The sequence below is a fragment of the Bifidobacterium sp. W8110 genome (assembly GCF_016101375.1).
GTDB lineage: Bacteria > Actinomycetota > Actinomycetes > Actinomycetales > Bifidobacteriaceae > Bombiscardovia > Bombiscardovia asteroides.
Window position 1 is genome coordinate 584899 of record NZ_JACFQO010000001.1, and the last position, 15552, is coordinate 600450.

The window sequence follows — 15552 nt, forward strand, 5'->3', positions numbered from 1 at the left end:
ATTTTGTTAAACGAGGAAACAAAGGAGTCCTTGACTATATGAATAAAGATACCACGACGGTGAGTGCCGGTGATTTCTCCAGCATTCAAGAGGCTATAGATCACTTGGCGAAATGCGATGGGGCGAGGGTACTGACCATACCCAAGGGGACCACGGAAACAGGGCCGCTCGAGCTCATTTCCGATCTCACCATCATTCTCGAAAAAGGTGCGGTTCTGAAATTCAAGGATGATCCGCACCTGTATAAGCCCATTTGGACACGATGGGAGGGGATTGAATGCCATGCCATGCATCCTCTTCTCTATGCGGCTGACTGCCACAATATAACCATCGACGGAGAGGGGATTATCGATGGTAATGGAGCATGGTGGTGGCGCACCTTTGCGCAGATTGAACGCACCGACAGAACGCAGCCGCAGGAAGACTACGAGCTGGAACTTGCCAGGCTCAACCCTGATTACAAGGAACGCGCAGGTGGCGGGGCGCGTCCTTCGACGCAATTCCTGAGACCTCCGCTTATACAGTTCTGGAAGTGCACGGCGGTCAAACTAAAGGGGATCACTGTTCAAAATTCGCCATTCTGGACTATTCATTTTGTCTATTGCACGCAGGTGACCATTGATGGCGTGACTGTCAGGAACCCGGCGAACGCCATTAATACGGATGCTTTGGATATTGATTCTTCAACGAACGTTGCTGTGTCGAACTCTTTGTTCGATGTGGGTGATGATGCCATCACCCTCAAATCGGGCAGTGGCCCCGACGGACTGCGCGTCAACAAGCCGACGGCACATGTCAACGTAAAAGACTGCACGATCCTGGCCAGTCACGGCGGTATAGCCATTGGCAGCGAAACCGCTGGAGGCATCAATGACGTGAATGTGGAAAAATGTACCTTCTCAGGCACTCAACGTGGCATACGCCTGAAAAGCAGGCGGGGGCGCGGCGGCACCATAGAGGGGATCACCTTGCGTCATCTTGAAATGGATCACTGCTGGTGCCCGATCGTCCTGGGCATGTATTTTGCACCTGGGGTTCTCCCCCAGGAGGAGGATTACGTCCTCAGCAAGTCGGCGCAACCGGTAGAAGCGACCACCCCTCATATTCGCAATATCAGGATTGAAGACGTACGGGCCGACAACGTCCGTTCAACCGCCGCCTTCATCGTTGGGCTCCCCGAGAGTCCCATCGAAAACGTCAGCATCGATCAGTTCGAATGGCATCTGGCCCCTGAGGAGGAGCTGATGGAGACCTGGCATACAGAACCGACCAAAGGCCTGTTCCATGATGCAGATCGAGGGCTGAAAACCATAAATGTTCGCAACCTTTACATCAATGGAGAGCAAAGGTAACAGATGACAAACAAGACAAAATCAGCTTCGAAGTCTTCGAAGCGCTGGGTATACACGCCGAAGAAGATCACCTTCCTGCGCAGCCTGGGTTATGGCTTAAATGATCTCAATGGCTCTGCCTGGGGGACGCTTGTCGGATCCTATCTGATGGTGTTTCTGACCACCTACGCGAACCTGAATGCCGGGTTGGTGGGCACCATGTTGCTTGTCCTCAAGCTCTTGGATATGGCTATTTGCGGCATCCTGGGCGGCATCAGTGACCACCTGTTCTCTACATGGGTGGGCAGGAAGCTGGGAAGGCGACACACGCTGTTCCTGTTCGGCGCAATCCTGACGGCCATATGCTTCCCCCTGCTTTTCACGATTCATCCGGGCTCCTACATCTGGTATTTCGTCGTTCTTCTCCTTCTTGAAACAGCGCAGGATTTCGATAACATCGCCTATGAAACCCTGGCTACGGAAATGACCGACAATGCTGATGAGCGAGTCAAGCTTTCCTCCGTCCGTATGTTCATCTCGGCCTTCGGCACCTTTGCCGTGACCGGTCTGCCTGCCGTCCTGCTCAAGGCGCTGGGCGAGAACAGCGGCAGCGCCTATACGATTTCCGGTATTATCTTTGGCATAGCCTTGGCAGCCGGGACCTTGGTCACCTATTTCTCCACCTGGGAGTTCTCCCCTGAACATGTGCAGGAGTTTGAAGCAAACCATAAGCAGGACAAGCACAAGGGCCTGGGCGAAGTCGCCAACGATTACCTGCAGGTACTCAAAACCAAGGCTTGTCGCAGGACTGTGGTTATTTACTTTGTCTCCTACTTCGGCAAGGATTGCTTCAATACCGCCTTCTTCTACTATGCCATCTTCCTGATCGGTATGAGCCAGGCCAATGCACAGGCAGCATCCAGTCTGTCCATTCTTGGCATGCTGGTCGTCCCCGTGGCCACCTTCTTCATGCAGAGGAAGGGCCCCAAGCCACTGTGGACGACGGCCTTTGGCCTGCAGCTATTCGTCCTGGCGACGTATGCGATCGTCTACTTCTCGGGAATAAGGCTCAACCCAACATTCATGTTCGTCCTTGTCTTCCTGCTTTCCGCAATCTGGCAGATAGGCAGGCAGACGGCTGAGTACACCGTTTGGAACGTTATTCCTTTGGTGCCGGACGTGGACACCATGGTGTCCGGGAAGCTGCGGGCTGGAGCCTTCGCTGCTGTTCAGACCTTTACCCGCAAGGTCACAGGCGCTTTGGGCTCCGCCTTGATTGGTTGGATTCTCACTTTGAGTGGATTCAACCAGCATGCCTCGGTGCAGAGCGGTTCGGCCAAAATGGGCATCATGGTGGCTTTCGCCCTGGTGCCAATCGTTTGCTTCATCTATTCTCTCTACCTGGCCCGTACCTTCAACCTTGATCAGCATTCGCACAAGATAATCAAAGACGAGATCAACCGTCTGCAGGCTGGTGGCTCCAAGGCCGATGTCGACCCAGACACCAAGCGTGTCGTTGAGGACCTGACAGGTTACCGGTATGAGGATGTTTGGAAGACCGGACAGTAGAAGTACTCAATGATGACGTGGTCATGGCAAGGCATTGCTTGAGGCAGGCCTTGCCATGACCACGTATTGGGTTTGATAAAGAATAAACAGGCAGGGGAATGCCGATGCCTGCGGGGGAGACGATCGACAAGCAGCAGTCGGCAAATTTCACCTATCGGCGTTTCTTGATTTCGGCCCTGCGGCACTGCTGTTGATCTGAGCCTGCTCTTACTGGGTCATATGGCCCCCCTCGAATAAGCAGATGGCTCAATGCTCCATGGATATGACTACTGGTTTCGTGCCAGGTGCGGCCGGGTCCTGTTTTTGTCTCGTGTCGCACCATATGCCGTGTAGATAAATAAAAGCGGTTCCAGTGAATCATTGTGCTTATGGATTGCTCACATGGCGGCAGCGGCGCGAATCACAGCCGTCGCATGGATACCTTATGCGGTAATTTTTATCGCCGGTCAATTTCCTTCGTCAGCACCTGGTGAACCCAGGCTCATATCTCACTCGTGCAGGGCTATGCAAGCTTCGTGAGGGATGACTCTGCAATGTCGGAATAAATGCTCCCGGGCCGCTGCCGCCGAGCCATGAAGAGCGGAACTGCCGTTGATGCTGTCCGGAGGCGCCGCCGTCAGGGAGTTAAGCGCACAAATCTTCCGGGGCCCAATGGAGGGGCCGCCGATGCTGAAAAGGTGGCGGCCATGAGCCCGGATATGTGACCTTCAATGGACGGGCCTTTCAATATGACGCCCATCCCCTCAAGCTGGGGAAGGGGCAAAGGGTGCGCATCTGGGTTCTTGATGCTGGCCCGAAAAGGTGCCCACGGCATCCTGCGGTGTCTTGAGATGGTCAATCGGCATTCGTTGCTCGAACCAGATGCTCGCCAAGTTTCGGGCAGATCCGATCCCTGACCTCGTGGAAGGGTGTGCCTGCGTGGTCTGTTGTGACGTGCCTTTTGATTGTCTCTCGTCCTTGGCTGGAGGAGGTTAAACGATGCAAAAGCATCCAAGGGAAGCTCAGGCAGGCGAGGCCACTGTGGGCAGGATCCGTGCGATTTTAATCCTGCAGCTGGAGTCCCTTGCCGTCCATGTGGTAAGGCGACCCCGGATGTGAGCCAAGAATCTGCGCGCCTTCTACGATGGCCCAGATCGAAGAGATGAGAGGGCCTATGAAGAGAACGAAGATGGTGATCAGCAGCTGGGCGACCCCGCGCCCGGTCTTGCCCAGATAAAAGTTGTGTATGCCAAAGCCGCCCAGGAAGAAAGCCAGGATGGCCGCCGTGACCTTCGACTTGTTCGACATACCCGGTCCGCTGACATATTGGGCCTGAAGTTGCCACGGTTGAATTTGGGCCGGTCCGGGGTTGCTGTTGGACTGAGAACCATATGCGGTTTGGCCGTACGGATTCTGTGGTCCTCCCGGTGCGTTTGAAGCCTGCCAGGACTGATCCGCATTGGGGTATCCAGTGGCGGCTGACGAGGGATTCCCCTGTTGGGAAGCAATCCCGTAGCTGTGGTTGGAAGGCTCTTGGTCGTATCCCTCGTCGCCGGAGTAATTCCGATTTGCCGGGGCCGGGTCTTGGTCCTCGCTTGTTTGCTTATCTATAGGTTGATACCAATCGTTCATGGTTGCCCCTCCTGTGGATACCTGCGTGGGAATATATCATTATATCCCCGAAAGGGCTTGGTTACAGGGCTGATTTGGTCTGAAAACTGTTCAGGCATCGGCCATGGATATTCGAGTTCCTGTCAATATGCAGGCAACTTCAAGGGAAAGAAGCAACCACTGCGTAAGGCACTCCGGTTGTCAATGATTAGCGATTGGTACTTCCGGAATTTTCCTTCATGCCTGGGTTTCTTGAATCAGTTTTAAAGAGGTCGTACTCAACGGGCTGGCAAGCACGAGGTCTAGCATATAGACATGAGTCAGAGTTTACGTCAGGATGCCATCATGCTGACCAATTTCGATTCAGAGGAACAGCTGAACGATTGGAATCGGGTCAGGCGGCAATGCGAGTGCGATCAAGAGGTGAATTGGCGGTTCTGGTCAGATGGTCCTGACGGGTTGAGCATCTGCGAGAGAACCATTCAGCAGCACCCGGAGTTTCTTGAACGATTTGCCGGCATTCTCAGAACGGCATTCCTTTATAGTCCCCAGGTTCTTGTCACTGATGCAGAGCTCTTTGATGGCATCTATTTTCTGGCATTTGGTCCTGATGTCGTTCTTGACCTTATTGGGCAGAACGGTTATGAAAAGCCTTTCCTCACCATATCCGGCAGACAACGGACCCTGGAGGAGTGCCTGCTGCGGTTCACCACAGTGCCGCCTGACAATCAGCAACTTTCGGCTGAAGGAGGGGCGGTCACCCTGCCGGATATAGGTACGCTACGTCCGCTTGAATATCAGGTTTTACAGGAGACCATCACCTCTGAAGAAAGTCAACGGTTCGTTCCCCAGACCAGAGCCGTCTTGAATGAGCATGCAGAGGATCATTGGTCGATAGCTCAGAGGATCGCCTGCTTGTACTCCGCATACTGCCAGCAAGGTCCGTCTGATGGTACCTGCCAATTGCTGGCCCAGCGCTGGCAGGAATGGATAGATGCAGAGCGAAAGGGCCTCATCAGGTATAAGCCGCAGAATTCCCAAACCGAGTCGAATGCCGGTATCTCCCGCAGCTTCAACGATGCCTTTCTTCCTGTTGTCACTGAAAACGCCGATTGTCTGCGTTCATGGTGTTCTGCATCCCAGGCGAACGAGGCAGAAAAGACCGTATTTCGGGTTGTTTTGGACAGGATAAGTCATGAACCGAGACGGTCCAAGGCGTTTGCTCTTATCAGGCAGTCGGCATTGCCTGTAGGTAGGGCCGATTGCAATAGGACCATGGAATGTGACCAGCAGACACTGATTGATTGGTACCAGTTCGTCTACCGCTTATCAATGGCGGATTACCTGGACTGCTGTCTCATGGCCGTACAAAGTGAGCCGAATTCGTATGAGCGCTATGCAGGCCGAACAGGTGGGCGCTCCTTGATGCTATCGGGACAGGTCACGGAATTATTGGGGCAGATGCCATCCGCCTGCTTTGTGCAGTTCTGTTATCAGTCAAGAGATGCGATACAGCAGTGGCGTAAGTGTCGACCGGATGCTCCGGACTCTGCCCAGCAGCGGCATATTCGCAACATCGCCTACTGTGTGCAAAAGTCAGCATCGCAGCTTGACCGAAAGCAGGACAACTCAAAAATCATCAAGCAGTTCATTGCGACCCTGATTATCGCATCCATATCCGTTTTTTGTGACAAGATTATTTTCTCCGGATCAATGTCCATTATCCTGATATTGATTGCGGCCTGGTTCATTGAAGTATTTCCCGAGTTACTGACAATGATGGAGTGGATGCACGACCAGCATTCGGCAACACAAACCATGGTATTCGCTCAACGGTAATCATCGACCAAGAAGGTGGCTGTGAACAACGCTGATGAGCTCGGTTCTACGAGTCCTTTGCAGGAGATAAGGCGTAGAAAAGTCTTCGAGGAAGCAGGGGGAGCCGACTTTACCGTGACTGCTGTGGACGTCAAGGTAAGGGACACGGGTGCTGACATGACCTTGCACGTTGCGTCTGTCAAACAGGGTCAACCAGGCGTGATTTGTGTGGCGGTCGTAGAACAGGGGGGAGAGGACTTCTATCTGATAGCGCGCCACTGGCGGGTTGCTGTAGAAGACTGGTTGTGGGAATTTCCGCGAGGCATGGGAGAGCAAGGTGAAAATCCCCAGACCACAGCCATTCGTGAATTGCATGAAGAAACCGGATTGTGGGCTCAGCCGGACGCCGTCCACCAGTTGCATAGGCTTCATGCCGATGCCGGGGTGCTCCAAGACGACGTGCGGGTGATGGAAATACGGCTTGATGACGTTTCATCTATCCCTGTAGTCGACAGCGTCAACCAGGGCGGTGATTGGGAATTAGAGGATCTGCATTGGCTGCGATCGGCTGATATAACCAATATGATTCGTGATGGGCGACTGATTGATGGGCCTACCATAGCTGCATTCTCAATACGGGAGATTGATAGGCGAAGGCAGTGAGGTCCTTGTGCGATTTGCGTATCTGCGCTCTGCTGCACAAAGTTCGGACTGTCGCGTGCCTGATATTGCCAACGATGAACAGACCAGAGCCCATGGAAAGTAGTCGTTAACTAACGCAAATCGTCTACTCTTTATCGCTTCTTACTTTTTGCCTTAGGAGAGGTGAGCACGAGCTGACACCCTGCTTTAAGTATTGAGAGCAAGGAGCGCAACTGGTGACCCCGGAGAGATTCGAACTCTCGACCTACAGATTAGAAGTCAGTTGCTCTATCCAGCTGAGCTACGGGGCCAAACCCTTTCATTGTACCCGCCTGGAGTCCATCGGCGGGTCAGATCCATGAAGCCTGGTCGGCAAGGGCATCCGATATGGCTCGAGTCATTGCCGGAACGGTCATGCCATACCTTTCCAGCAGGGTGGTCTTGGGGACCCGGTCGTTGAACTCCTTGTCCGCTCCGAAGGCCAGGGTGTGAACCTGACTAGGCCCGTAGTATGCAGCCACGGCTTGGCCCCAGCCGCCGTCCAACTGGCCGTCCTCGATGGTGACCACCAGGGAGTGAGAAACGGTCAGGGTGTCCAGGGTCTGCTCATCCAGGCGGTCATAGCGATGCGGGTCCACCAGTGTGGGCTTCAGCCCCGTGGACCTCTCCAAGGAATCAGCAAGATCGCGGCCAAGTGGAAGGGCATCGCCGAGAGCCAGCAGGGCTACGGTCTTACCTTCTTGCAGGATTCGATAGTGATTCCAGGGAGCAGCGTCCGATCCGCATTCAGCATTGGTCTTCGAGGAATTTGCAGCCAGCTCCATTGGCTTGCCTGCGCGTTCTGTCGCCAGAGTGCGCTCGCCGGGTACCCTGATGACCACCGGCTGCCGGGCCGGACCCGTTGCCCAGGCCAGCATGTCCAGGAACTCGAACCCGCTGGTCGGAGCCAGGCAGGTCAATCCAGGGATGCCTCGCATCATGACCATGTCGGCCGTACCTGAATGCGTGGCATCGGTTTTGGCAACGCCAGTTGAAAAAACGAGCAGAGTCACCGCACTGCCGTTCAAAGCCATCTCCTGCTCGATCTGGTCGTAGGCCCTCTGGAAGAAGGTGGCCGAAGTGGCGACCACGGGAGTGCCTCCAGCCTTGGCGATTCCCGCGGCATAGGCTATCGCGTGGGATTCGGCGATGCCCACGTCCCGGTAGTGGTTACCAGCCCGCTGGCGGAAGTCGGGATCGATGCCGTTTGACAGCGGCGTGGCTGGGGAGATGACTATCAGGCCCGGCTCTTGTGGGAACCTGGCTTCCAGGGCCTGCATGGCCATTCTTCCGTAGGTTTTTCGTGAATTTGGCAGGCGATCCAGAGAGTCCAAGCCGTCCTGCCAGTGGTTGGCCTCCACCGGACCTTCGGCGGGCAAATCCGGCAGGGAAGTCATACGTGCTGTTTCCCCATTGTTTCGGGCCATGGAAGCCGGCCCAATCTGTCCCCGACTGCCCTGGCCAAGCCCCAGGCCCTTGCGGGTGTGGATATGGACCACCACCGGATGGTCGGTGTCCTTGACCTGACGGAAGGCCTCGATCAGGTCCTCGATCCGGTTGCCCTCTTCCACGTAACGGTAGTCCAGTCCAAGGGCGCGGAAGGGATTGTCCGGGCTGCGTCCCCCGCTGGCACGCAGGGCCGCCAGACTCCTGTAGAGTCCCCCATGGTTCTCTGCAATGGACATTTCGTTGTCATTGACCACGATGATCAGGTTGCCGCCCTGTTCGGCAGCCCAATCCAGCCCCTCGAAGGCCGGCCCGCTGCTCAGGGAGCCGTCGCCAATGAAGGCGATGATGTTGGCCTTGCCGCCGGTCGCATCCCGCTGGGCGGCCATCCCGCAGGCCAGGCCGATGGAGGTGCCGGTATGCCCCAGCATGAAGTCGTCGTAGCGGCTCTCCTTAGGCGAGGTGAATCCGGACAAATCCTCCTGATGCTCCGGGTCTGTGTAAGCCCGGCGCCGACCGGTCAGGATCTTGTGGGTGTAGGCCTGATGGGAGACGTCGAAGATTAGATGATCGTCAGGCATGTCAAAGACGTAGTGCAGGGCGATGATGGGCTCGATGGTGGCCAAGTTGGAGCCCAGGTGGCCGCCGTGACGTCGACAGAAGCGTATCAAGAGCTGGCGGATCTCGTCGGCCAGTCGATTCAGCTCTTCCAAGGAGAGAACCTTCAGATCCTTTGGGGAGTCAATGCTGTCCAGAAGCTTGCCCATAACCCTCCTGTCTGTTTCCGTAATTCAATCCAATGATTCTAGGTCTGGAGCGGCTGTTCGGACCCGCTGAAAGCCCGATGTTCACCAGGCCCGGCCCTTACATCCATAGGACCATCACGATTGGCCGGCTTCTCCCCGGTCTTGCGTAGTATCGGATGTGCATGAACATTGGAGGGCCGATGGCTGACAATACACATGAAGGGGCACGAGTCGCAGTGATCATGGGATCATCAAGTGACTGGGAGACGATGAAGGAAGCCTGTCGGATGCTGGACCGGTTTGCTATCGTCTACACCAAGGAGGTCATCTCCGCTCATCGCACACCCGGGCGCATGGCGGAGTTTGCGCATCAGGCCCGGAGCCAGGGCATAGGGGTCATCATCGCCGGGGCCGGCGGAGCAGCCCATCTGCCTGGAATGGTAGCAGCACAGACCACGCTGCCGGTCATCGGGGTGCCAGTGAAATCCCACGCCCTGAACGGGGTCGATTCTCTCCTGTCCATCGTGCAGATGCCCGCCGGTATTCCTGTGGCGACCACGGCCATAGGGGCATCCGGTGCCACCAACGCCGGCCTGCTTGCGGCTTCGATTCTCTCCATCAACGATTCCGAACTGGCGCAGGCCCTGGATGACTACCGTACCGAGCTGGCCCGATCCGTGGAGGCATCCAATGCCCAGCTTGTCTGAGGAGACCAAGGGGAGAATTGATCACCTGGAGCCTGGATCCGTCATCGGGATCGTGGGCGGCGGTCAGTTGGGACGGATGATGGCCCTGAGCGCCCGCTACCATGGATTCCGCATCGGGGTGCTGGATCCCACGCCTGACGCTCCTGCGGCCCAGGTGGCCGACTTCCAGGAGACAGCTGACTATGGTGACCTCGATGCCCTCAAACGGCTTGCTGAACGCAGTGACGTGCTCACCTACGAGTTCGAGAACGTGGATGCCGACGCTCTGGATCAGGTGAGGGACCGTGCGGCCATCCCCCAGGGGACCGACCTGCTCAGGGTCACCCAGGACCGGGTCCACGAGAAGACCTTCATCAACCGCCATGGCATCGATACCGCCCCTTGGAAACAGGTTGACAGTCTTGATCAGCTTGACGCAGCCCTGAAAGAGCTGGGAATGCCTGCTGTGCTCAAGACACGAACCGGCGGCTATGACGGCCACGGCCAGGCTGTCCTACGCACGAAGAAGGATCTGCAGGCCCTGCAGGCGCGGATGAAGGGCCGGGACTTCCCGCCCTCCGTGTTGGAGGGGTTCGTGGATTTTGCTTTCGAGGCCTCCATATTGGTCTCAGGCAACGGGAAGGATTATGTCACTTTTCCCATGGTGCGCAACGAGCATCGTCACAACATCCTGCACATGACCTTGGCGCCGGCAAAGGTCGAGCCTGGGATGGCAGACCGGGCGCGTGACATGGCGCTGACGCTGGCCGACGGCTTCAAGCTGGCGGGGACTTTGGCCCTTGAGCTTTTTGTCATGCCCGATGGCGGTCTGGTTGTCAACGAGTTGGCCCCGCGCCCCCATAACTCCGGTCATTACACCATTGAGGCCTGCTCGATGGACCAGTTCGATGCACACGTTCGGGGCATCGCCGGGTGGCCCCTGCCCAATCCCCGCCTGCTCAGCCCGGCGGTCATGGTCAATGTTCTTGGCCAGCATGTGGCTCCGGTCAGAGGATTGCTTGGTGAGCACCCCGAATGGTTCCTGCATGATTACGGTAAGGCCGAGGTGCGCACCGACCGCAAGATGGGGCATCTGACGGTGCTGACCGACGATCCGGAGCGGACAGCCGAGGATCTGGAGGCCACAGGCTGCTGGTCCGACCTGGACTGAACTGAATCCTCACATCTGTCCCGGCAATCCGGATGTAGGCTTGGTGAAGCCCAAGGAGTGTATCCAATCATGAACGCTGGCTCATCAGTCGGCCGCCGGACGCGGCAGAAAAACGCCATCTGGAGGGTTCTTCAGACCCAGAACGACTTCGTCTCAGCCAAGGAGCTGCACAGACTTCTTCGCGACTCGGGCCAGCGAATCGGCTTGGCCACGGTTTATCGACAGCTGGGCTCCCTGCATATGTCCGGCAGCTTGGACTGCATCGAACATGGTGGCATTCGCCTTTACCGGGTCTGCCTGGCCCAACGAAAACACCATCACCATCTGGTTTGTGAACGCTGCGGCAGGACCGTGGAGATCAGCCCTCCGGACGATGGCTGGCTGAAGGCCGTGGCGGCTGAGCATGGCTTTACGGTCTCCTCGCACACCTTGGAGGTCTATGGCCTGTGCAGCAGCTGTCAGGGCCACTCTGGTCAGGCTGACGTCAGTGCTCCTCCCGGCCCTTGGGCATGATGGTCTTGATGGCATCCCAGGCCTGCGAAGCCTTGAGATTGGGCAGGTAGGCCTGGACTACAGCCAGTCCGATCTGGGCTAGCTGAGCCGGGTCGGGGTAGCAGATATAGACCGGGTGCTCGCTGGGCTGGAACTTCTTCTTGAAGAAGAAGAGCGAACGGAAGCCATAGGCCGGCTCCATCAGGTCGGCCACCAGACGCAGGGCATGTTGCAGGAAGGCGGTCCGATCTTCGCTTTGATCCTCTTCGTCATCTTCGCTGCTGTCCATGCCGGCCAGGGGAGCGGCCGACAGGCTCATGAATTCCGCCGTGCCCTGGTCGCGCAGCCGTTCGGCCATCCGGGCGATCAGGAACTCCATGATTCCATTGGGGCTGTCGGTCCTGTGCCTCATGAAGTCCAGGGTCCAGCCGATCACCTGGCCCTGGCGGTAGGTGGGCATCCAGCTGGTCACGGCCAGCACCTTGCCCTGGTCGTCCACGGCGTAGAGGATGGCCATGCGCGGGTCCCTCAGCTCATCCAGGCCACCCAGGGTGAACTTCATCTCAGGAAGCGCCTTGAGCTCGGCCCACTGCTCGGAGATGTCCACAATCTGCGACTGGACGTCCCAGGAGGCGTCGTTGAATGTGGTCAGCACGTCGGTGATCCTGTCGCGCTTGGCCTTGTTGATGGCTGTGCGAATGTCCTGCCATTTCTTGCCCTTGGTCTGCCAAAGGCTGGGAGTGACCACCATCTCCGAGCCGACTGTCAGGGTGGACCAGCCCTTGGCTGCCAGCAGGTCACGTTGGGGCTTGTGGACGCTGTAGAAGACCGGTGACCAGGAATGGGCGTTGCAGAAACGGGTGAATTCGTCCAGATCATCCGCATATTCGTCAGGGTCGCCGAAGGGGCCAGTGGTGGTCAGGGCTATGCTGTGCAGGAGCCGGTAGGCGATGGCTGAACGGCCGCTCTGGGAGAACCAGTAGCTGTTACCCTCCCAAGTGGTCATGAAGGACATACTCTCGCCTCCATACTCGACCAGTCGATCGGCCTCCTGGCGCTCGCTGCCGTTCTGGATGACCGAGCTGCGCATCCAGGAGAGCAGGACTACCAGTACCACCAGCCAGAAGATCAGCCCCACTCCGTGGTTGACGATTATCCCCGTCGGGGTGCGTGGTGCCAGGGCCGGACGGAAGCGCGAGGCCACCCCATTGGGCAGGTAAAGCTCGGGCAGTTGGGAGAGGGCTCTGCCGGTTGTGGGCCAGGGGTGGAAGGAGCCGGGGCTGACCGCGGTGAAGACCAGATAGCCCACGGCTGTGGCCAGGAAGGCCAGACCGATGGCTGCCCAGCCTACCTGCAGGCGTGAGGCCTTGGTCCGTACCAGGAAGATGCGCAGGTTACGCGCCAGGAAATAGTTGAGAATCAGCGGCGGCAGAGTGATGATCAGCAAGGAGGGGATGGCGCCGTGACGGATGGCCCGGGGCAGGCCGTCGCCGATCGTCAACGGGAAAACCAGGTAGTAGAGCACGGCCAGGACGATGGTAAGGCTGTTCAGGACCAGACCGGTGACAGCGGCAATCCGGCGGCCATGGTAGATGCCCCAGGCCACCACCAGCAGGACCAGGGTGGGCATGATCAAGGACGAGACATCGGTGGGCGCTCGACCGGCGACCAGACCATACTGGGCATAGCAGCTGGCCTGGTTGTCCTTGGCCAGGCAACGGGACAGGGCGGCGCTGCCGCCAGGGTCCGAACCCAGGAACATGCCTAGCGGGGTGAAGAATCCTGCACGGATTCTGGAGGAAACGGTGACCAGGGGACCAAGGGCCAGAACCGTGGAGACGGCCCCCAGCAGGTGGCGGGTCTCGTATGAGCCGCTATGGCCGTGCGGATTGGCGTCCTGGACCGGTCCGTGCCAGAGGTGGCCGGTCAGGTGGCCGATCAGTGCTGCCGCCAGGGCGCAATAGTAGCCGGGGTTGCCGGTATACAAAACTATCAAGATCAAGGCCGTGTAGCCTATGGTGGCGATTCTGCGCCGCCAGAGAAAGTCGCTGAAGGGGATTGATGCCATCAGGGATCCGACCACCAGGATGATGGGACTGAGTGTCATGGGCACTCGGATGAACCAGGCCCAATGGTCCTGGATGGCATTGATCAGGGTGCAGATGACCAGCCCGACAGCCGCGCCGCCTACCGCGCTGATGACTGCGGCGAGCAAGGTGCGTCTGCGACCCAGTCGGGTCTCGGCGATGCACAGCATGACCAGGACCAGGGCCACATCTATGGCCAGTTGCAGGGGGCCGGGGGTGATGACCAGGGATACCATCAGCCGTGCGAACTGGACCAGGAGCGAGGGGCGCCCCTGTCCATGAACGGAATGTGGCGCCTGGTGAATGATCAGGTCGGACAAGGGCATTCCCAACCGTGTCCTGCCGGGGATGCGCAGCAGCCAGATCAGCAGCCAGCTGATCAGGTTGAGCAGAATCAGTCCGAGGCTGAAAGCCAGTGCAAAGGCGTGACGTCTGATCCAGCGGGTCAGGTCCCGCAAAAGCACGGTTTTGGCCGAAGGCTCCATCAGTCCGGATCCCTTATTCGTTGTTTCCATGATTGCGAGGCTCTTTCTGCTTATCAGCTTGGACGCTCTGACCTGTAGGCGTTTCAGCCGATTGTTGTTTCGACAATGTTCGGAAAATCTTCAATAGGTCGGGACATGGGCCCTAGTCCCATGGCTTCGCCCAGCCACTCCAGCCCGGGTTCCCAGGCGGTCTTGACTGTGTGCCAGTCATGGCCCGAGCCCTGGGTGATGACCGCCCGCACCTCCATGCCAGCCTGGTCGGCGGCTTTGGCGATGACCATCATGTTGTGCTGGGACTCCTTGTCATTGGATCCGGCTGCGGTAAACAGGCGCTGGCGGGAGGGCGTCCGTTCCAGCATGGCCCTGGCCGGGACCTGGGCCAGGAAGCGCCTTTTATCGCCTCCGAAGTAGTCACGGATCATTTGCTCTTGCCGACCCTGGGTCGGTTCCAGCTCTCCGTCTGCGGGGAGCATGTTCCCGTAGACGTCGGGATGCCTTGCTCCAAGCTGGGTAGAGCAGGTCCCGCCCTGGGAGAAACCGCCTATAGCCCATTGTTGGGGCTGGTCGGCGACGGGTAGCTCGGTGCGGATCCAGGCGGGCACGTCCTCGCTTAGGTAGGTTTCGGCCTTCCCGTAGACCGGGGAGTCCACGCACAGACTGTTGTGGGAGGAGGACCCGTTCTGGTCGGGGGAAACCACCACTGGCGCCAGGCCTTCGTGCCGGGCGGCGTAGGCATCCATCATGGCCGGAATGGCTCCGGCGGTGAAGAGCCGGTCGGGGCTGCCGGGCTGGCCGGCCAGAAGAACGAATACGGGCAGGGCAGGCGGCCTGTCACTCAAGGCGGCGGGCGGCAGGTAGACATCAGCTGGCCGGGCCGTGAATCGGGAGCGGCCGTTGGGGATGCGCATGCTGTAGGAGCGGCCGGCACTCGGATGCGAGGGCAGCTCGCCCCTTGATGCCAGGGATCGCCACTGGGCCACGCTCATGGCCGGTCTGGCCGCCTTGTGGTCTCTGTAATCAGGGTAGAGGGAGATGCTGAACAGGGACCCCAAGGTGGTGAATTCGCCGTAGATGATATCCACGCGAAGCCCGGTGGAAAGCAGACAGAGCAGGGCGGTCAGGGCGGCCAGAATCCGGCGCCGCCCCCGGGCAGCGATCAGGATGCAGACGGCGAACCCCACGGTAAGAAAGCCCAAGGCCACGCTGATGATAACCATCCAGCCCAGGGAGACGCCAAAGAGCATGAAGACATCGGAGACCAGCCAGGTGGCCAAGAGTCCCAAGGCTCCTATGCCCAGGGCAATGGCCGCCTGCCGCAGCAGGGTCCGCCAGCGTCCGTGTGTCAGTCCGGTCAGCGTCAGCACGATCAGGGCCAGGGCTGTCAATGAAAACAGTGACGCGGGCAGCCACCCCTGGGTCAGATGGACCTTTGCCAGCCATGCACCCATGC

The 15552-nt window shown here is 58.2% G+C and carries 11 protein-coding genes and 1 tRNA gene; 7 read left to right on the forward strand and 5 right to left on the reverse strand.

Annotated features, from left to right (window positions below):
* Positions 1-38 precede the first annotated feature (38 nt).
* Positions 39-1352, forward strand: coding sequence for a glycoside hydrolase family 28 protein (locus tag H3T88_RS02465; protein WP_198203404.1), 1314 nt, complete (start codon positions 39-41; stop codon positions 1350-1352).
* Positions 1353-1355: 3 nt separating this feature from the next.
* Positions 1356-2900 (forward strand): MFS transporter, encoded by a 1545-nt coding sequence (locus H3T88_RS02470; protein WP_198203405.1) that lies wholly within the window; start codon positions 1356-1358, stop codon positions 2898-2900.
* A 1041-nt stretch (positions 2901-3941) separates the two neighbouring features.
* On the opposite strand, the gene H3T88_RS02475 is transcribed toward H3T88_RS02470, so the two are convergent.
* Positions 3942-4187, reverse strand: a complete 246-nt coding sequence (locus H3T88_RS02475; RefSeq protein ID WP_052108376.1) for a TM2 domain-containing protein — start codon at positions 4185-4187, stop codon at positions 3942-3944.
* A gap of 648 nt (positions 4188-4835) precedes the next feature.
* On the opposite strand from H3T88_RS02475, the gene H3T88_RS02480 reads away from it, so the two are divergent.
* Positions 4836-6329: a hypothetical protein gene (locus tag H3T88_RS02480; RefSeq protein WP_198203406.1), complete on the forward strand. Its 1494-nt coding sequence runs from the start codon at positions 4836-4838 to the stop codon at positions 6327-6329.
* 21 nt (positions 6330-6350) lie between these two features.
* The gene (locus H3T88_RS02485; RefSeq protein ID WP_198203407.1) at positions 6351-6971 is read left to right on the forward strand and encodes an NUDIX hydrolase; all 621 of its coding nucleotides are present in this window, start codon (positions 6351-6353) and stop codon (positions 6969-6971) included.
* A 213-nt stretch (positions 6972-7184) separates the two neighbouring features.
* Here the strand turns inward: H3T88_RS02485 and H3T88_RS02490 are convergent.
* Together H3T88_RS02490 and H3T88_RS02495 are read right to left on the reverse strand one after the other, a co-directional pair.
* Positions 7185-7261 (reverse strand) — tRNA-Arg (locus H3T88_RS02490).
* A gap of 39 nt (positions 7262-7300) precedes the next feature.
* Complete coding sequence (locus H3T88_RS02495; RefSeq protein ID WP_198203408.1) at positions 7301-9202, reverse strand: 1-deoxy-D-xylulose-5-phosphate synthase; 1902 nt, start codon at positions 9200-9202, stop codon at positions 7301-7303.
* Positions 9203-9381: 179 nt separating this feature from the next.
* On the opposite strand from H3T88_RS02495, the gene purE reads away from it, so the two are divergent.
* The 3 genes from purE to H3T88_RS02510 all read left to right on the forward strand — a co-directional run bounded on the left by purE (position 9382) and on the right by H3T88_RS02510 (position 11551).
* Positions 9382-9888: a 5-(carboxyamino)imidazole ribonucleotide mutase gene (purE, locus tag H3T88_RS02500; RefSeq protein ID WP_015022178.1), complete on the forward strand. Its 507-nt coding sequence runs from the start codon at positions 9382-9384 to the stop codon at positions 9886-9888.
* Entirely contained in the window at positions 9872-11038 is a 1167-nt protein-coding gene (gene purK, locus H3T88_RS02505; protein ID WP_198203409.1) for a 5-(carboxyamino)imidazole ribonucleotide synthase, read from the forward strand. Before purE ends, purK begins: the two co-directional genes overlap by 17 nt.
* 69 nt (positions 11039-11107) lie before the next feature.
* Positions 11108-11551 carry a Fur family transcriptional regulator gene (locus tag H3T88_RS02510; protein WP_198203410.1) on the forward strand — a complete coding sequence of 148 codons (444 nt, stop codon included), beginning with the start codon at positions 11108-11110 and terminating at the stop codon, positions 11549-11551.
* On the opposite strand, the gene H3T88_RS02515 is transcribed toward H3T88_RS02510, so the two are convergent.
* Positions 11523-14132 (reverse strand): bifunctional lysylphosphatidylglycerol flippase/synthetase MprF, encoded by a 2610-nt coding sequence (locus H3T88_RS02515; protein ID WP_198203411.1) that lies wholly within the window; start codon positions 14130-14132, stop codon positions 11523-11525. The two genes, H3T88_RS02510 and H3T88_RS02515, sit on opposite strands and share 29 nt — an antisense overlap.
* A gap of 53 nt (positions 14133-14185) precedes the next feature.
* Entirely contained in the window at positions 14186-15550 is a 1365-nt protein-coding gene (locus tag H3T88_RS02520) for an alpha/beta hydrolase (protein ID WP_198203412.1), read from the reverse strand.
* Between the last annotated feature and the right edge of the window lie 2 nt (positions 15551-15552).